Here is an 18,861-nt window from a genome sequence, read left to right as displayed (position 1 = left end):
TACCACAAAACCGCCATTTACAAAAAATATTTAAACTCAATAATTGTAGGGGACTAATTTTCTTGTCTTTGATATTGTTGGTTCATGTGGTTCGAGGTCAAACTAATCTGTTTGTGGGCGGAACGAGTACCGGAACTGCAAACATTTTCGTCGACTCTGAAGCTGAGCTATTTGTATCGGGTGATTACATAGATAGTTCGTTTGTTGACGGTTCCTCAGATAGCAAGTTGTTCTTGGCTGGTCTCCTGAAACTGAAGGGGGATATTAGGGTTGTAGGGTCAGGATCTAGTCTCACGCCCTCCTTTGATCCTGATAGTACCTATTTCAACAAAAGACTTGTTCAGTTTACCGGAGATGGCACTCAATACATTACTTCTAATGATAGCATCTTTCTTCCCGGGATGAGCATTGACAAGCTCAATGGAGATGTAGTCTTGGATGCTCCATATCTATCGTTGTATGACACGCTCAGCCTAGTAAATGGAAGCATCAATTTGATGGATAATGAGATCCGGTTACTTGCGACCATTAACAGACAGTCTGTTCTTTATGGAGAGTCAGAAGTCAATCGAGTTTTCGGGGGTGGTGGGAAAATCTCCGTAGACCAAAGGACGTATTCCTCAAGTGATTTTATTGAGCCGGCAGGTTTGGGCCTAACATTTAAAGTGGGCGATGGAAATATTGTTTGTTCTATTTCAAGAATTCACGGGACAAGAGATGATGTCTCTAATAGTTCTATCTCCAGGTATTATGCTATTGTCCCGTTTGATGATGGCAATGCAAATAAAGAGTTGATTGACCTGAGCATGGAGTATCATATCGATGAAGTCAATGGAGTTGCTCCCTCTGATTTGTTGGTTTATTCTCATGAAGCTTCAAACGGTAGTTGGATGTATCATTCAAGTAGTGAAGGAGTCTCATCAATTCGCACTGTCGATACAATTTTGTTAGATTATGATTCCACACTCATAACCCTTGCTGAAGCGAGATGCTCCTCAACGAACCTGCCTGATTTTAATATCCTGGTTTCAGTCGATTCCGAAAACAGTCTTATTACTGGGGGGAAATTTTCAGCAATAATGGACTCTTTGGATGTCTGTGAACTTAGTGACATTTATGTGCAGTCAAGTATCGAAAATCATCCTTATTATGTTTGGACGTTTGATAGTGCTGATACCTTAGCGGAGTTAGATTCTATTGGAATAGTTGATGTTACAATAGGACAATCCGGCTCCTACAATCTCCTGGTCAGAAATACCCGCGGATGCGAACGCACAAAGAGCCTTACCTTAAAGGTGCGATCTAGTCCAGTTTCATATTTTGCTATGAGCCCCAATAATTTAGGAGGGGAGAAAGTTTGTTCACCACAGGAAGTAATATTCGATGGGGGAGCCTCTATGGTCAATGGACTTTCTTCGGTCACCACATATTTCTGGGACTTCAATGATGGGGTTATTGACACTACATTCTCATCTTCTAATACTCATATTTTTCCATCAGAAGGCTTATACTTTCCAAAGCTGACTGTCTTAACTGACCATCAATGCTTCAGTTTTCCTGATGACTCTGATATAGATACCCTAACAGTTCTGGATCCACCAGCTATTACAGCGATTTCTTTTCAGTATGATCTGCTTTCAGGCATTGATGAGATTTGTGAACGCGAGACTATATTGACTGAGGCTGAAGCAGAATATGTGGATACTACCCCTAATAGGTTCGACCCAAGTATTGGAAACAATAATAACCTTTCAAGTAACCTCTTTTACGATTGGGATTTTGATGATGGAACTGTAATTAGGGATGAAACGGCTTCAAACTTTTCTGATACTACTCATTCCTTTCTTTTTAGAACTGATAATAAATTTAATGTGAAGGTGACTGTTATGGATACTTCACCAAGCCATAATTGTTTTTCATCAGATTCTCTCGATTTAATTGTTCACCCTATGCCGGAAGCGGCTTTTATTCCGAAGTTTTTAGATGATAGTGTGGAAGTACCAGGAGAGGTTTGTGAAGGAGTTTACATCTATTTGAAGAACAACAGTTCAATTAAAACAGGTCTTTATAGGCCAGACACAATTTCTGGTTATTGGTGGGACTTCGGAAATGGCACTTACTCAAATGAGTCTGATCCTGTGGTTAGCTTTTTAAGCGAGGGAGAGTATGATATTAAGTTGGTTGCTTATTCAGGAAACGGTTGCGTTGGAGATACATCTGTCTATCCAATTGTAGTGAACCCCGCACCTGAAGGTGTTCTTGGAACCCATATCTATGCGGAGGAAGACACAATTTGTGTTGGAGGAGAGGTGCAGTTTTTAAATGGAACTTCTATTCCCTCCGGAAGTGTGTCATATTTATGGGACTTTGGGGATGGTTCATCTGCAAGAGAAGAGTCACCATTGCATGCATATGTCACCTCCGGCAACTACCCTGTCTCTTTAACACGGACTTCGGACAAGGGATGTGTAAATATGGTAAATGGATTGAATGTGGTGGTTAATGATTATCCTGTAGCCGGTTTTGAGGTTTCAAATGTTTGTGAGGGGCAAGATGTTCAATTCAATAACACATCATATGTCCCTGGTTCAGGTTCAAATGTGACCTATTTATGGGGTTTTGGAGACGGGACCACAAGCTCAGAAATTAACCCAGTTCATTTCTATGATCTATCCGAATTCAATGGTGGTACTGATACTGTATTTGATGTCAGTTTGTCGGTAACAAGCTATAACCTAACTTCTCAATGCAGGGATATTCAGCAGAAATTCATTTCAGTTCACCGAAAACCACGATTTGATTTTGGAACGGCGATTTTATCATTTGGTGATACTTTATTGAATCCCGAAAATGACCCAAATTCATTTTTGCCATCAGGAACTTCATTTGAGTGGTTTAATCAGAATGGGTTGCTATTGTCAAAAGCGGATACTTATAACGTATCTCAGACAGGCTCATATCGTACCAATGTGGTGTCACCTCAGTCGTGTGATTCAACCGTTCAATTTCCTGTTTTCATTTTGGAGCCAGCAGATCTAGGTGGAAACCAGACATTGTGTGAAGAAGGTTATTTGATTGCCGCTCCTCCAATGTCGCAGGAGTTACAGCCAACCAACTACCAATGGATCAAGGATGGTGCTCTGGTTCAGACCGGTTCTTCTCCAAAATTATTTGTTGATAAACCCGGTTCGTATGGGGTAACCATTTCATATCAGGCGTTAGGAGTTACCGTTACAACATGCGATTCAGTTGTTATATCTATTGCAGGGATCGATTCGGGGGATCCGGCTTGCGAGCCCAATTTATATCCAGTACTCAGTTTTGAGGACAGCATAGCAACTTGTGAATCTGTAATAGTTCTGGATGCCGAAAATACCGGAGCTTCCTATCATTGGTCTGATGGGTCAGTGGCGAGTACATTGAGTGTTACAACTAGTGGCACCTATTGGGTAAATGTGACCATGCCTAACGGAAATTCGGCGACAGATACAGCAGTCGTTTTTTTCAAAGATGCTCCTCTTCCTGATTTGGGAATTGATCGTGAAGTATGTGGAGGCACAGGTCTGAGTGCTGAGGTAGATGCCTTCAGTTATTTATGGTCGACAGGTGAATCATCACCACAAATTGAGGTGACAGAGAGTGGAATTTATTGGGTGGAAATAAGTAGTTCGGATAATTGTCTGAATTCCGATACCGTAAACATTCAGGTCAACCCTTATCCCGATTTTGACCTTGGTCCTGACCAATTTTCCTGTGAAGGTGAGAGCGTGATTCTTTCAGGTTCTTTTGTTGGAGATCATTTATGGTCTACAGGAGAAACGGATTACCAAATAGAGGTAACAAATAGTGGAGAATACCATCTTCAGGTTACCTCCAATCAAGGTTGTACAGCATGGGATACGACTGAGGTATTGTTCTATCAGCCACCGGCAATACCAATAGGAAACTTCGTTGAAGCTTGTGAGGAAGTGTTGCTTGATGCTGGCAATGACGGTGTATACTGGCAGTGGTCAACAGGAAATGAAAGCCAGTTTCAGCTCGTAACAGAATCAGGTTACTTCTGGGTAAAAAGTGTCTCAGATAAGGGATGTGAAAGTGTCGACACGACTTTTGTTAATGTTTATGACTATCCTCAAATTAACCTTCCCTCCTTAATTACAGCTTGTGATGGTGAAGAGGTTGTTTTAGATGCAGGAATTCAGAATGATACCAATCAGATTATCTGGAGTACTGGAGCAACAAAGCAAAAAATCAATATTGTTAGTTCGGGAGTGTTTTGGGTTGAAATAGAAGGTCCTATTGGGTGTGTCGCTATCGATTCAACAGAGGTGAATTTTGTTCCACCGCCCCATGTAAACCTTGGAGAAGACCTGATATTCTGTGGTGACATCTCTCTTGATGCTGGCACGGAAGGGGAGGAATACAGATGGGGCTCTTCATTTGGAGAAGAATGGAATACTTCGAAAATTAGCCCGAGTAGATCAGGCACCTATTGGGTGAATGTAACCAATGGTTTTGGGTGTCTCGTCTCTGATACAATAGAACTAAAGGAAACAACCGAAGAACTGCAGGCAAGCTTTCTTCTGCCAAGTGAAGTTACTCAAGGAGATTTCGTGTTTTTTGTTCCTTTAACAGAACCCACTCCGAAGTCCTATTTTTGGGAATTGGGTGATGGGATTACAAGTACATCTTCTTCGCCATACTATCAATACACACAGACTGGAGAATTTATTGTTACACTAACTGTATCAAATGGTGTTTGTCGGCATTCACTTTCAAAGCAAATTGTTGTTAATCCTCCTGGGGCCAGGTATGTATCCGAATCTGGTCCGACATATCATTTTGTTGATATTCTGAAAACTCAAGTTTATCCTACTCCTATCAGAGATGGTGAAATGATCTATGAAGTTAATCTCTCATCAGAGGCAAAGGCACAGTTGACTATTCATGATTTTCGGGGCTATCTGATATTATCTCATGAATACTTTTTGAAAGAAAGTAACGAATTGAAGTTCGATATGAGCGGATTGCGGGAAGGTATGTATATGATCTCTCTTAAGGTCGGTCGTCAAACAAAGGTTAATCGATTCATAAAAATTAATTAAAGAGTTAGCTATGCAGAAAGACAAGGGGCCGATTCAATGGAGGGTAATTCTATTTACATTATTTATAGCCATTATATGTAATGAATTAGTGGCAGACCCTACTGCGGCCTTTTCTTATTCATTTCCTTTACCGTGTCAGGGAGAAGGGATACAGTTTACGAATAATTCTTCAACACTTTCAGGTACGATAGTTTTAATAATATGGGACTTTGGTGATGGAAATAGCTCCGCAGTGTCATCTCCAACTCATATTTATGAAGAGTCTGGCAACTTTACTGTCAAGTTGACCATTCAAAATTCTAATGGGGATTTTGATATGATATCAAAGACAATTTCTGTGAATCCAATTCCCCAGGTCAATTTTCAATTGACAGGAACCAATCAATGTGAAAGTGTGTCTCAGGGGTTCGATAATCTATCTTCTGTTCCTTCAAATGATTTGACATTTGAGTGGGATTTTGGGGATGGAAATACCTCTACTGATGTAGGTCCAACTCATTTATATGAAAATGATGGTACCTATAATGTTATTCTTATTGCTTCTTCCGCCTCAACGGGATGTGAATCATCGATTTCTAAACAAGTAATTATTAACCCTGAGGAATCCATTGATTTTCTGGGTTCTAATGCATGTCTAGAAAATTCTATTGATTTTGTCAATGAATCTTCCAAAGAAGCAACAGACGTCGAATGGTTGTGGGATTTTGATGATGGGAATATCTCCACGACGGAAGATGCCTCTTATTCTTATTCATCCCCGGGAGCATACAATGTAACACTACAAGCTACTACTGACAAAGGATGTATTACATCAGCCTCAAAATGGGTAAACGTGTTTGAACAACCTGTTGCGGCTTTTGAGGTGGGTAATGGGTGTTCGGATGTTGATGCCAACTTCATTAATGAAAGTCAATATTCTGACAATTTCACCTGGTATTTTGGCGATGGAAACATTTCACATATTGAGAATCCGACACATCATTATGATGCCTTTGGAACATATGACGTAGCCCTTGTCAGTACTAATTCGGATGGTTGCTCCGATAGTACGGTCAAGACTTTGAGCATCTACCCAGTACCAACGGCAGGGTTTACTGTGGAAAGCGTATGTCAGGGGAGTCTTACCTCATTTAATAACACGAGTCAAATTTCATCAGGAACTATTTCGTACCAATGGGATTTTGGGGATGGGCAGGGGGCCATACAATCAAATCCACAACATACATATTCCAGCAAGGGGACTTATCTGGTTAAGTTGAAAGTCAAATCTGAACATGGATGCTCCTCAGTGCATGAGGAGACACTCACAGTTTATGAACAACCAGCAGCAGACTTTTTGGTAGCAGATGTTTGTGCAGATTCGTCTGCCGAGTTTGTGAGCTCTTCGATAGGTAGTGGAATTGTATATGAGTGGAGTTTTGGAGATGGAGAAAGTTCATCTGAATCTAATCCAACGCATGAATATGGGGCGTCAGGAACTTACCCTGTTAGGCTGAAGATTCAAAACGAAAATGGTTGTTGGGATGTACATAATGATCAGGTGATTATCAAACCTCTCCCCAACGTGGATTTTTCATTTTCTTCTAACTGTGATACTATAACCGTTCCGTTTAAGAATTTATCTTTTATATCTAGTGGGGGTTTATCCTATAATTGGTCCTTTGGAGATGGAAATACTTCATCAGAATTGGAGCCATACCATCGATATGAAGCCCACGGAACCTATCAGGTTAAGCTAAATGCTGTTTCAGATGGGGGGTGTTCATCTCAGAAAATTAGAGAAATCGACATTTATGCCAGGCCAGTTGCAGATTTCAGTATAAATGTAGTTTGTGATGGTGAACCTACTATTTTCAATAATGCATCAAGTATTGAAGCTGGTAGCATTGTTAGATATCTCTGGGACTTTGGAGACGGAAGCAATTCAATCGTAGCTGATCCCGAAAAACAGTACCTTAACAGTGGTGATTATAAAGTAAGTCTGAGTGTTTTTTCAGAAGAAGAGTGTGAAAGTAAGATTGTAAAGACAACGAGAGTTCTTGAAATTCCAATCGCCAATTTTACTGTTGATGATGTTTGCCTTGGTTTGCCAATTACTCCGGTTAATCTATCGAGTATTAGCTCTGGGGATTTACAGTTTCACTGGGATTTCGGAGATGGGACAATATCGGAGAGCATAAGCCCAGAACATTCTTACACCTCGCCAGGTGTATATACGATTACACTTTCTGTAATATCCAGTCCGGGATGTATGGATCAGATAAAAAAGGATGTCAGGGTTTATGCTAAACCGGTAGTTGTAGCTGGTTCTGACACTTCAGCAAGTCTTGGTTTTTCTGTTCAACTTTCAGCAACTGGAGCGCTCAATTATTTATGGTACCCGGTTCATGGCCTGAACAACAGCAGTATTCCTAATCCGTTGGCTACACCAGATTCAACTACTACCTATTTTCTCGAGGGTACAGATCAATATGGATGTAAATCATTGGACAGTTTGATTTTGACAGTTGTCAATGACTTCAAGCTTTTAGCGAGTAATGTTTTTACTCCGGATGGCAATGGGCAAAATGATACCTGGGTTGTTGAGAATGTCGAAAGCTTTGGATCCGTCCATGTGAGGGTATATGATCGGTATGGAACTCTCGTTTTTCAGGATCATGCATATCAAAATGATTGGTACGGAGTCTCTGGTAAGGACATACTTCCTGATGGAACCTATTACTACCTCATCACCTTTTCAGATTCTTCAAAATCCTACAAAGGAGCAGTAACCATATTAAGAAACAAATGATTCGACTTTTACTGCCTTTCATATGCTTCGCAGTGCTTTTGGGATTTTCCCGAAGCCTGGTAGCTCAGCAGACGCCGTTGTATAGTCAATACTATCTCAACCCATATTTATATAACCCTTCCTTTGTGGGTCATTTTGGAACTCAGGCTTTTTTTCAATACAGGAAGCAGTGGGTTGGGGTCAATGGTTCTCCGGAGACCCAGACCTTCACAATTGACAGCAGATTGAAAAACGAAGCCTGGGGTGTAGGGCTGTCCTTTTTTAATGATGTATCCAATGTTGTTGGAAGAACCAATGTGGCCTTCTCCGCAGGATATACAGTTCAACTAGCTCCTGAGCAAGCTCTTTCTTTTGGCTTGTCAAGCATGTTGATTCAAAATAAAATTTTCTTCGATCGGATCCAGGTAGCTGATGGATCGGATCCGAATTTACTTAGCAGTGTTAATAGCCGTACTGTCTATGAAATGAATGCAGGGCTTAGCTATTGCTGGAAAAGGCTGAAGTTGGGTGTAGCTGGGGATCAGCTTCTTCAACAGGAAATAAAATATGAGAATACGGCTCAATTTCAGTCAGTGAACTATAAGTACGTACGACACTATGTGACCACGTTGAATTATGATTTCCCAATAAATCAAAACTGGATTTTAAAACCTTTTGCACTAATCAGAATTGTGGAAGGATTAAGTCCCAAGATGGATGTGGGCCTAGTCGCTGACTGGAAAAATACGCTTTGGGTCGGGACGTCTTATCGTCATCAAATTGGTGTCGGAGGCTCCTTTGGTTTTTTTGTTGATCAAAGGTTCATTGTGGGTTACAGTTTTGAGGCTCCCACATCAGATTTGAAGACTATTGGCGCCGGCTCTCACGAATTTGTTATTGGACTGAAATTCGGAGAGAGTAGTGGCCGGACATCGGATATTAGTGCAAGCACATCTTCAACCGGTTCTTATTCCCGAAAGCAAGCATACAAAATGGAATTAGCCTCTCAGTATGAAAGAATGGATCAGCTATCAGCGAGAAACCAATCGAATCAACAAAAAATGGAGGAATATGGAAAGCTAATAGATAGACAGGCAACTGAGTTGGAGCAATTGAGAGAGTTGTATATGTCTTCCAAAAATGAGCTTGATGAACTAAAGGAAAAAAATAACAAACCTGTCAATTCGATTCAGGGTAGGACAGAACTGCCGGTTTCAATAAACCTCGAGGAGGGTCAGCCCGAGTACTACGTAATTGTTAGTGCATTTAAAAGATTGGAAACAGCGAAGCGATTTCAAAAAATCATGAAGCGTGATGGGGGGCTTGATACACGGGTGATTCTAAACAATGAGCTTACGTGGTTTCTGGTATATACCGATTCGTTCATGGATTTATCTCTGGCAGATGAGAAAGTTAAGCGAATAACTGAAAGCAAAGCCGGTGATTTGGTGATGGGTGAGCCCTGGATATTTATAAAGGATACCGTAAACCCAAAAGGTCTGCCAGAATGAGTCCGAGCTGGAAGGGATTAATGGTTTTGGTGCTCATGGTTGAGGTGAATGTCTTAGCTGCCCAGGACCTTGAAAACATAAACGAAACCAAAATTTTGGACTATAGCGGAGGGATTTCAGCAAGTACAACCGCCTACGAAGCCTGGGGTATTGAAAATAGGCGAGACCCTTTTTTTTGGCAGATTTCAGCCAATTTAAATTTCACCATCCTGGGAATTGTTGAGGCTCCATTTTCAATGACGTTTAGTCAGCAAAACAAGGACTTTTCTCAACCTCAGCCATTCAACCGTTTTGGTATTAGTCCTACATACAAAGCACTGACTATGCATTTGGGGCATCGCTCTATGAATTTTTCAAGTTATACCTTGGCGGGTAATTTGTTTTTTGGTGCCGGAGTGGAGTATGAGCCGGAGAATAGCCCTATCAGAGTCAGTGCAGTTTATGGTCGTTTCGCAAAACCCGTTCGCAGATCCAGGCATGAAGGTCTGATTTTTTCTGATCCAACTTTTCGAAGAGTTGGATATGGAGCTAAGGTTGGATTCAGTCAGAATAACCAGGACATGCACTTCATCATGTTTAAGGCCGCAGATAGAGCTTCCTCTGTTCCGAGCTTTGACACCTTATCCATACGGCCTGAAGAGAACCTGGTTCTTGGACTTATAAGTTCATTTAGGTTTTTTAATCGGCTAACCTGGAGCACGGATTATGCGCATAGCATGTATAGCTCGGATGCTAGTGGTCCTGAAGCTTTTATTGATAAATACACCTTCGTAAACAACCTCGGAGGGTTATTTACTCCAACCATTTCATCCAGATATTCAAATGCGATAACTACTTCTCTTAATTATCAGGCTGAGGGGTTTCAAATTTCCGGAAAATACAGGCGTGTTGATCCGGGCTATACCACTTTGGGTAGCTCTTTTTTGAATAATGACCTCGAGGATATATCAGGAGGAATAACCTTCCCTCTATTCAGTCGGAAGGTCACCATTGGAGGAAGTGCAGGAGTTCAAAGAAACAACCTCAATAATCAACAATCAGCAGATATTAGGAGGTTTGTTTTCTCTTCATCTGTTACCTGGATGGCTAATGATAGACTCCAATTAATGGCTAACTATGGAAACTATAACAGCAGTACGACCCAGGCTCAGATACAAGCAGATATAACTGAAGAGGAGCTTGAATATTATCAGGTGTCAAGAAATGGGACGCTCAATGTTAATTACTCCTTTGGAAAGAGCAAATATCCATATCAGGTTTCATGGATGGGTAGTGTACAGGATGCAACCGACAGTGATAGTAATTCATCAACATTCATTTCCAATACCCTTGGTATCCAAAAGCAGATTCAAACCTGGAGTACAAACTTTTCTACCACTGTTAATAAGAATCGCACGGGGGAATTTGAGAGCTTATCTACGGGACCAGCACTAGGTGTTAACAGGTCTTTTCAAAAAGGAAAGTATCGTACCGGGTTTACCTACAATTTATTGAATGTCTTTAATGATGGAGCACTTGCAAGCAGAGTAAGCAACATAAGGCTGAATGGGAATATGAAGATTGGTGAAAAACAGGGTTTATCACTCAGTGCCTTTTTTGTTACGAAACATCTTATCGCAGAATCGGAAGATAAAGACATAAAAGAGATGAGGGTCTCCTTAAGATACAACTATCAGCTATGATAAAATCTAACTATTAATTAAAACCAGAAAAATGAGAAAAATCTATTTCGCGTTACTATTTAGTATTACCATATTATCCACAACCGCCCAAAACCTGAATCCCGAGTGGGAGACATCCCTTGGCGCCAATATCAGCTGGCTGGAAGTAAATGACTGGGGTGTAATCATCGCCGCCACCGAGAAGGGGCTTTTTGGTTTGGATCCACAGAACGGAGGGGCGTTGTGGAAGCAGGAAGCGTTGAAAGACGTAGATCAGCAGGGATACCGGGTTATCGCGGGGACACCCATCGTGTTATTGGAAAATGGCCCCTCACTACAAATCCTTAATGGCCTTTCGGGAGTGCTGTTGTTTGACAGCCAGGCCCAGGGCTACGAGAAAATCAAGGATACCGAAATACTCCCTTCCATCGGTGGGCTGTTGATCCGTTTTAAAAAGGAAGAAGGAGAGGGGCTAGCCCTCTATGATGTGAAATCAGGTGATAAACGATGGGAGCGCGCATTTACCGGAGGGAGAAAAGGAGCTTTGCAGCCGGACCCACTCATTACGGAAGGGAGTAAAATTATCTATCCGTTCGGAAAGCAGCTTCTGGTAATCGATGGCGAATCAGGAGAAAGCCTGTGGGAAAAGGAATCCAAAAAGCCCTATTGTGATATTTTTCTGTCTCCGGATCAGGAAGCTCTCATAGCTGTGAGCGGATCATCGAGCAACGCTTTCATTCGAAACAATGATGATACCGGTCCCGTGGTGACCACCCAGGGCAACACCGGAAAGTTCCTGATGAATGCCTACGCGATTGAGACGGGTACTGAAAGCTGGTCTCACGAATACAAGTCCAAATACGGCGGAATAGCTCAGGGAGAGCAGGACTTCATGCTCATCCACACCTTTAGCATCAACTTTATAGACTATAACACCGGTCGAAAGAAATGGAAAAAAGAGCCAAAATACGTTGGAGGAGGGCTATTGCATAACGCTATCGTTGATGAATCGGGAATCCTTTATGCGGTTGAATCCCATGTAACCGAAGGCCGAATTTTGATGTATTACCTGGATCATGAAGGAAAAAAGCTATGGAAGAAACCAGCCTATACAAACACAGGATTACTCTATTTCGAGAAAGTGGCCGGAGGAGTCCTCTTCGTCTCACCACATGGTGCGAATATTATCAATATCGAGAATGGTAAAACTGTATGGTCCGGCAGTAATTACCTGTCTACCGGAGGAGCACCGGTGGCTATGGTGAATGATGCCGCCGGCAGACCAGTTTTGTTACTGAACGGCCAGCTTATTCGCGTGTTACCACAGGAATCAAAATGGGAGCTGCTGGCTGCTGATGCTGAGTTGGGTGAGGAGCGATTCGGCACTTTCGAAAGGGTGGAGGAAGGCTACCTGATCACCTCTCCACAGCAGGCCTTACTCATTGGCGAAAAAGGTGAGAAGAAATATCATGTATCCTACAAAGCCCCTGGCCAAGCTGTAGGAAAGCAGTTACTTCTGTCTGCGGCTAGCCTGGCGTTGACCACTACCGCGGCTATGACAGTAGGCAGTGAAGGATTGGCCTATTCCATGGCCGGTGCTATGACAGGCAAGAATAGCTACAAGGATAAAGGTTCGCTGTATATGGACATGTTTACCCTTGGGGCAGACATCAGCGATGAATTGTCAATGACCGCACAAAAGCGTTTTGTAGCCAACCTGGAGTCTCCAGATTACAAGTTGATCCTATGTGAGAAGGAGAAACAAATCGGTTTGGCTAAAGTCGATCTGAAGAATGGTGATGAAGTAGCATTCCTGCGTACAGACGATAGAAAGCCACAATATGTGTTAGATAGAGAAGATCATAAGCTCTATTTCAAGTCAGGAGAGCAAAGTGTGTCTGCGTATAGCATGCAGTGATTTTACAATTCAGATTAAATAAAGAAGTATGAAGAGCAGCATAGCTTTTTGGTTGATACAACTAGTACTATTAGAGGTGGCTATTGCCCAAAGTAATGACGGTGTGGGGGTAGGTACGACCTCTGTGAATGAAGATGCCATATTTGAGGTGGAGTCATCTAACAAAGGGGTATTGATCCCGAGGATGGCCTCAGCAGAAAGAGTCGCGATCAACACCAGCTCGGATGGGTTGTTGGTCTATGATACCGATCAGAGTGCCTTGTTTGTCTTTGATGGTAGCCAGTGGATGACGGTAGGGCCTCCCGCAGGAACAATTGTGATGTGGTCAGGCACCACTCCCCCTAATGGCTGGGCATTGTGTGACGGAACGAATGGCCCGGATTTGAGAGGGCGATTTGTCGTTGGTTATCATTCAGGAGATAGCGATTATAACTCAACCGGGAAAACTGGGGGAGAGAAGGCTCATAAGCTTACCGCAAGCGAAATGCCAGGTCATAATCATTCTATTGGCAGTGATACTCATTCACATACCGCATCGACCAGTGGTTCTGATGGAGCACACAGTCACACGATTAATTGGAGTGATGGAGTGCCCCCAAAGGTCTTCTATCGAGAACGGGCTGGTGGAGGTAATGCCACCAATGGTTACGAAGGGTCGACTACTCCAACAATACCCAGTGGCGGCACTCACGGTCACCAAATAACGGTAAATAGTGATACCCATACCCATGCTATGGGGAATACAGGTGGGAGTCAGGCTCATGAAAATCGTCCTCCGTACTATGTGCTGGCTTATATCATCAAGCTATAGAGGTGCAGAGTTCAGGTGGAAACACTTAGGAGGTATAGTCGGGTGTTTCCACCCGACTATATCCGTCTGACACTAGGTTGTTTTAAGTGTTTGCGTAGCTACACTTAAAACTTAACAATGAATACGAGTGTCTCCAGACACGGCATTTAAAAGTGTATGAATAAAAAAATATCGACATGTCGGCCTACAAGTTCGATGACCCAGATGGATTGTATTTTCTAACTTTTACTGTGGTGGAATGGGTAGATATATTCTCTAGACAAGATTATGTGAACATTATATTGGATAGTCTTAGATTTTGTCAAAGGGAAAAAGGTCTTATTGTGACTGCATGGGTGATCATGTCCAATCACTTGCATTTGATCATTTCCCGGGAGGAAAATACCAGGAACACCTTATCAGATATTGTGCGTGATTTCAAAAAAATCACTTCCTCACAGATTTTAAATGAAATTCGATCAAATTCTCTGGAGAGCAGGAAAAATTGGATGCTATGGATTTTTAAATCGGCTGGAGAGCGAAACAGGAATAACAAAAACCATCAGTTTTGGAAACAGGACAACCGTGCGGAGTTACTTTTTTCCAATGATTTTATGGAGCAAAAGTTAGATTATCTACACCAGAATCCGGTAAAAGCCGGTTTGGTGGACGAAGCGGAACATTATAGATATTCGATTGCGAGGGATTATTGTGGATATCAGGGACTACTTGAGATAGTTTTGATCGAGTAAGGAGATCGTGTCGGAGACACTTAATATCATTAGCTACTTTTAAGTGACCCGTTTCACGGAACACTTAAAAGAGCGAAGCACCTGCTTAAGTGAGAAGGCTTTCGGTCTGGTAGCAATAAAAAAACCTGTGAAGCGTTCTCCACAGGTTTTATGATAATCCTACCCCAACAGATTTGGAGGGCTGGTTATTTAAGAAGGTGCTTAGAAATAGAAATTCAGGCTAACGTCTCCTCCAGCGTTATCAATACCGGCAGTAATACTACTTCCGTTTTTAGTTTCGATGGTTGTTTCCTCAACTGCGTTAGCTGTTGCGTCCCATTCTTCCCAGGTACCGCTGGTAGCGGTATTTCCATCATATCTGATTCCCCAGGTGAAGTTACCTCCAAGTGAAACTTTTGGAAATAAGAACACTTCCACTCCAATGAAACCTTGTACACCTGCAGAATAGCTGTTTTGAGTTTTGGCCTCAAGAATTCTGTAAGCATTTACCGGTGTTGGATTACCAGCAACTGGGTTGAACCAGCCAGTAGAACTAGGTGTTTGATTCGCGGTAGTCATGTCATTGGCATAGTTATAAGTGTATTTAGAGCCATAGCCATAGCCTACGAATACATCAGCACCGTAAAAGCCCTGAACTCTGTTGTTACCCTTACGCTTTTCAATACCAAATAATAGCGTTACACCTGTACTCATGATTTTTTGTTCGTCATCCAGGTAGTCATCCGCAGTGGCTGCAGGATCATCATCAGCTACAGATGAGTAAGCTGTATTTGACGAAAAGAACAGTTGTGCCCCTGCTCGAAAAGCAAAATCAGAGGCTGTGAACAATTTCCCTCTAACTACGAACACCGGTGAAGAAGGAAATTGCCATAAAGCCGAGTGGGTATTAGTTGCTGAGAAAAGGTTTCCTACCAAAAGAAGGGGCTCTTGAGCAGAAATTGAAAGCCCCCAATCTCCTTCCTGAGGCAAAAAATTGTTTGTTTCAGTTTTGTCTTCTGCGTCATCATCATAGTCGTAATCGTATGAATCATCTTGCGCAAATAGAACAATTGGAAAAGATAGTAATAAGATTAATGTGAGATTTTTTAGCATTATTTTTATGGTTTTTTGTGCGAATATAAATGTTCGATTCGTTATTAAAACATTACTCACAATCTTTTGCTTTTTATTGAATCTTAGCAAAGAGCCCTTTCTAAATTCATCGCTCTGGTTGTCAGGGTTTTCCATCTCAATTAACCTGGCCATCCTCTTAAATTTCAAACTATTTTAAAGTTGTCAGGTGTTTCCATCTGAACCGTGTAAATCATGTATTGACAAAGTCCCTGGATTTTCATATTTTCAATTATGAGGGCTTTACTCAAAATATTCGTTTTCCTTCTTATAGGTGTCAGCACAGCTTATTCGCAATCGGCCATTACTGCCTCCGGGGGAGATATTACGAGTGCCAGCGGAACCATTAGCTACTCCATCGGTCAGCTTTTTTATGCCACCTTAACAACTGAGACAGGCATACTGGTTGAAGGCATACTGCACCCGTCTGAAACCATTGAAATAAAGGCACTCAATAACAATTCATTAGAAGTATTAAAGATTGTGCCGTATCCCAATCCCACATCCGAGAAGGTGGTATTAAATCTTGATGGTATATCTGGTGACAATCCGTCTTTTGTACTTTATGACCCGAAGGGCAAGGAGGTCGCCAAAGAGATAATTCAGGGCAATGAAATTCTCATTGAAATGGAGCACTTGGCCCCATCAACTTATTATTTGGTCCTCAATGGACTTGAATTGGATCAAAGAATTTATAAAATCATAAAACATTAAGACCATGAGCTGCTTAAAGTACTTTCTCCCTATGCTCATTGCTTTATCACTGAGTGAAATCGCTCCTGTAATAGCACAGGCTCCTGAGAAGATTAGCTATCAGGCAGTTTTACGAGACTCAAATGGTGAGTTGGTCATGAATAAATTTGTTGAGATGCGGGTCAGTGTACTACAAGGTTCTGTAGATGGATCGGCCGTGTATGTAGAGACTCACAATGCCACTACCAATCAGAATGGCTTGCTAAGTATTGAAATAGGTGCCGGGACAGTAGTAAGCGGATTATTTGAGTCCATTGAGTGGGGGGTGAACACGTATTTTGTTAAAACAGAAACAGATCTTGAGGGTGGATCAAACTACACGATAACTGGAGTCTCCCAAATATTGAGTGTGCCTTATGCCCTTTTTGCGAAAACGGCCGCAAACCTGTCGGGTGAAATAATCGAAAGTGACCCCGTTTATGTGGGATCAGTGTCCAGTGCGATTACCTCGGAAGACCTGACCAACCTAAAGAATTTGACCGGGGTGAATACCGGAGATCAAAACCTGGATACCATGGCGACTATTAAGGCTTTAGAAGATACTGCTTTCTCGATTCGTTTGAGTTTGAGTGGCCTAATCAATACAGATAACCTTTCCGCAGGAGATATTGTACGCTATGATGGAACCGGGTTTGTTTCTGCTGAATTTATTTTTTACTATCAGGATCTGGATGGCGATGGCTCTGGTAATGGTACCGTGTTGGTTTATAGCCCGGTTAGTCCACCGGGGTATTCTACTAGTCCTGATGACTGTAATGATACGGACCCTGAACTAAATGAAAATACGAACTGGTATGCTGATCTTGATGCTGATGGTTATGGGGACCCGGACAACTTTGTCACTCAGTGTGAGCAACCGGCGGATTATGTATTAAATGATGCGGACTGTGATGATGCCAATAGTGAGATCACTCCAACAACAGTATGGTATTTGGATTCAGATGGTGATGGATATGGCTATCCTGGAGTATCGACCACGCAATGTCTGCAGCCCCAGGATTATGTAGCGGATAATACGGATTGTAATGACTCTAATCCCGACATTAATCCGTCTAACATTTACTATGCAGATTTTGATAGCGATGGTTATGGTGATCCGGATAATGCCACAAATTCATGCGTACAGCCCATTGATTATGTTGCTGATAATTCTGATTGTGATGATTCCGAAAGTACGGTTCATCCGGGAGCAGAGGAAATATGCGATGGGTTGGATAATGATTGTGACCAGCAGGTCGATGTTGATATAACAGCCTGTGCATCAGCTAACAACGCCACTACCCAATGTGAGGAGGGTAATTGTACTTTAAGCTGCAGTCCGGGTTATGCAAATTGTGATAATAACCCGGATAATGGTTGTGAAGTGAATCTTACCTCAAACTCAAATCATTGTGGAAGCTGCTTTCAGACCTGCCCACCAGGTACGTCGTGCTCCAACGGATTTTGTTCCTGACAGGTATGTCACTTAGGTCAGATATTCCTGAGTCATTTTAAAATCCTTCAAAAACCCGCTCCATCCCAATTCGGTCACGTTCTCCAAACATGACCAGGTACACCTTTTCTATAGAGTCTTGCTTATTCAGGAAGTCGCTGATGGTTTGCAAAGCTATTTGACAAGCCCGATCAAAAGGGAAACGGTAGGCACCGGTACTGATCGACGGAAAAGCGATGGTTCGAAGCTGATTTTCTGCGGCCACTTCCAGTGACCTTCTGTAAGCTGAAGCCAGAAGGGCTTCTTCATTTCGGTGGCCACCATACCAAACCGGTCCGACGGTATGGATGACATATTGGGCCTTTAATTTAAAGCCGGGAGTGATCTTGGCATCTCCGGTATCACAACCTCCCAGTGGCTGGCAGGCTTCGTTAAGTTCAGGACCTGCTGCACGATGAATCGCACCATCTACACCGCCACCACCCATGAGCGACTGATTGGCGGCATTGACAATGGCATCAACATCTAAAGTGGTGATGTCTCCTTCAATAATGTTGATTTTCTCTTTTGCCTTCATTTTCAAAGTGTTTTGAGGAAACCCCTCAATTACTGTTATGCGCCCAGGCAATAGGGATACCCCCTGTAAGGACAATGACCAGAACGCTTATGATGATTTGGAACACGTCATCATTCGGAGGGGAAGGAGCATTGCTTATTGGAATCACAACAAAGCTCATAACCAACCAAATAATGATCCCGTATATCGTTCCAACAAAAATTGTATTCCCTTTAATCTTAAAAAGGGGATAAACAACAAAGAAAAACGAGACCCAAAGGAAAGCGATCAGGAAGTGGAACAGGATACCGAAAATCACAATATCAGACCCTCCTGCAAAGGCTTTAAACCCGAAAATACCACTAGCAATGAACTTAAAAACATTTTGTGCTTTGTGACCTCCACTCAGGTAATATAAGATGAGGTCAGCCACGCCATCTGCAACACTTACAAAAATGGTTGTGAGGATAAGGGCTTTGAATCGAAAACCTTTCATGGGTGGG

Annotated in this window: 12 protein-coding genes; 9 read left to right on the top strand and 3 right to left on the bottom strand. The window is 42.2% G+C overall.

Annotated elements, in window-relative coordinates; genetic code table 11:
- Positions 1 to 62 precede the first annotated feature (62 nt).
- The 7 genes from NXR94_RS05400 (at position 63) to NXR94_RS05370 (ending at position 14,507) form a co-directional block, all read left to right on the top strand.
- Positions 63 to 5,105 (top strand): PKD domain-containing protein, encoded by a 5,043-nt coding sequence (locus NXR94_RS05400; protein ID WP_258103563.1) that lies wholly within the window; start codon positions 63 to 65, stop codon positions 5,103 to 5,105.
- A 10-nt stretch (positions 5,106 to 5,115) separates the two neighbouring features.
- Entirely contained in the window at positions 5,116 to 7,896 is a 2,781-nt protein-coding gene (locus NXR94_RS05395; protein ID WP_258103562.1) for a PKD domain-containing protein, read from the top strand.
- On the top strand, positions 7,893 to 9,386 hold the full coding sequence (locus NXR94_RS05390) for a PorP/SprF family type IX secretion system membrane protein (protein WP_258103561.1): 1,494 nt from the start codon (positions 7,893 to 7,895) through the stop codon (positions 9,384 to 9,386). Before NXR94_RS05395 ends, NXR94_RS05390 begins: the two co-directional genes overlap by 4 nt.
- Positions 9,383 to 11,068, top strand: a complete 1,686-nt coding sequence (locus NXR94_RS05385) for a hypothetical protein (protein ID WP_258103560.1) — start codon at positions 9,383 to 9,385, stop codon at positions 11,066 to 11,068. Before NXR94_RS05390 ends, NXR94_RS05385 begins: the two co-directional genes overlap by 4 nt.
- A 31-nt stretch (positions 11,069 to 11,099) precedes the next feature.
- Positions 11,100 to 12,965 (top strand): PQQ-like beta-propeller repeat protein, encoded by a 1,866-nt coding sequence (locus NXR94_RS05380; RefSeq protein WP_258103559.1) that lies wholly within the window; start codon positions 11,100 to 11,102, stop codon positions 12,963 to 12,965.
- A 28-nt stretch (positions 12,966 to 12,993) separates the two neighbouring features.
- The gene (locus NXR94_RS05375; protein ID WP_258103558.1) at positions 12,994 to 13,776 is read left to right on the top strand and encodes a tail fiber protein; all 783 of its coding nucleotides are present in this window, start codon (positions 12,994 to 12,996) and stop codon (positions 13,774 to 13,776) included.
- Between the two features lie 176 nt (positions 13,777 to 13,952).
- Positions 13,953 to 14,507 (top strand): transposase, encoded by a 555-nt coding sequence (locus NXR94_RS05370; RefSeq protein WP_258103557.1) that lies wholly within the window; start codon positions 13,953 to 13,955, stop codon positions 14,505 to 14,507.
- 201 nt (positions 14,508 to 14,708) lie between these two features.
- Here the strand turns inward: NXR94_RS05370 and NXR94_RS05365 are convergent, their stop codons facing one another.
- Positions 14,709 to 15,599, bottom strand: coding sequence for a hypothetical protein (locus NXR94_RS05365; RefSeq protein WP_258103556.1), 891 nt, complete (start codon positions 15,597 to 15,599; stop codon positions 14,709 to 14,711).
- Between the two features lie 252 nt (positions 15,600 to 15,851).
- Here NXR94_RS05365 and NXR94_RS05360 point away from each other — a divergent pair, with 252 nt between their 5' ends.
- Together NXR94_RS05360 and NXR94_RS05355 are read left to right on the top strand one after the other, a co-directional pair.
- Entirely contained in the window at positions 15,852 to 16,331 is a 480-nt protein-coding gene (locus NXR94_RS05360; RefSeq protein WP_258103555.1) for a T9SS type A sorting domain-containing protein, read from the top strand.
- Positions 16,332 to 16,335: 4 nt separating this feature from the next.
- On the top strand, positions 16,336 to 17,823 hold the full coding sequence (locus NXR94_RS05355) for a MopE-related protein (RefSeq protein WP_258103554.1): 1,488 nt from the start codon (positions 16,336 to 16,338) through the stop codon (positions 17,821 to 17,823).
- 37 nt (positions 17,824 to 17,860) lie between these two features.
- Here NXR94_RS05355 and NXR94_RS05350 read toward each other — a convergent pair whose 3' ends face one another.
- Together NXR94_RS05350 and NXR94_RS05345 are read right to left on the bottom strand one after the other, a co-directional pair.
- A complete protein-coding gene (locus NXR94_RS05350) occupies positions 17,861 to 18,379 on the bottom strand; it encodes an O-acetyl-ADP-ribose deacetylase (RefSeq protein WP_258103553.1) in 519 nt (172 codons plus the stop codon).
- 25 nt (positions 18,380 to 18,404) lie between these two features.
- Positions 18,405 to 18,854, bottom strand: coding sequence for a hypothetical protein (locus NXR94_RS05345; RefSeq protein WP_258103552.1), 450 nt, complete (start codon positions 18,852 to 18,854; stop codon positions 18,405 to 18,407).
- Positions 18,855 to 18,861 lie beyond the last annotated feature (7 nt).

The sequence above is a fragment of the Marinoscillum sp. MHG1-6 genome, from assembly GCF_024714475.1.
Taxonomy (GTDB): domain Bacteria; phylum Bacteroidota; class Bacteroidia; order Cytophagales; family Cyclobacteriaceae; genus JAMZMI01.
This window is presented reverse-complemented; position numbering and strand designations above follow the sequence as displayed.

Bases quoted from the DNA above. Each gene is read 5' to 3' on its own strand.
- NXR94_RS05395 (WP_258103562.1), top strand. From the start codon at position 5,116: ATGCAGAAAGACAAGGGGCCGATTCAATGGAGGGTAATTCTATTTACA.
- NXR94_RS05390 (WP_258103561.1), top strand. From the start codon at position 7,893: ATGATTCGACTTTTACTGCCTTTCATATGCTTCGCAGTGCTTTTGGGA.
- NXR94_RS05385 (WP_258103560.1), top strand. From the start codon at position 9,383: ATGAGTCCGAGCTGGAAGGGATTAATGGTTTTGGTGCTCATGGTTGAG.
- NXR94_RS05380 (WP_258103559.1), top strand. From the start codon at position 11,100: ATGAGAAAAATCTATTTCGCGTTACTATTTAGTATTACCATATTATCC.
- NXR94_RS05375 (WP_258103558.1), top strand. From the start codon at position 12,994: ATGAAGAGCAGCATAGCTTTTTGGTTGATACAACTAGTACTATTAGAG.
- NXR94_RS05370 (WP_258103557.1), top strand. From the start codon at position 13,953: ATGTCGGCCTACAAGTTCGATGACCCAGATGGATTGTATTTTCTAACT.
- NXR94_RS05365 (WP_258103556.1), bottom strand. From the start codon at position 15,599: ATGCTAAAAAATCTCACATTAATCTTATTACTATCTTTTCCAATTGTT.
- NXR94_RS05360 (WP_258103555.1), top strand. From the start codon at position 15,852: ATGAGGGCTTTACTCAAAATATTCGTTTTCCTTCTTATAGGTGTCAGC.
- NXR94_RS05355 (WP_258103554.1), top strand. From the start codon at position 16,336: ATGAGCTGCTTAAAGTACTTTCTCCCTATGCTCATTGCTTTATCACTG.
- NXR94_RS05350 (WP_258103553.1), bottom strand. From the start codon at position 18,379: ATGAAGGCAAAAGAGAAAATCAACATTATTGAAGGAGACATCACCACT.
- NXR94_RS05345 (WP_258103552.1), bottom strand. From the start codon at position 18,854: ATGAAAGGTTTTCGATTCAAAGCCCTTATCCTCACAACCATTTTTGTA.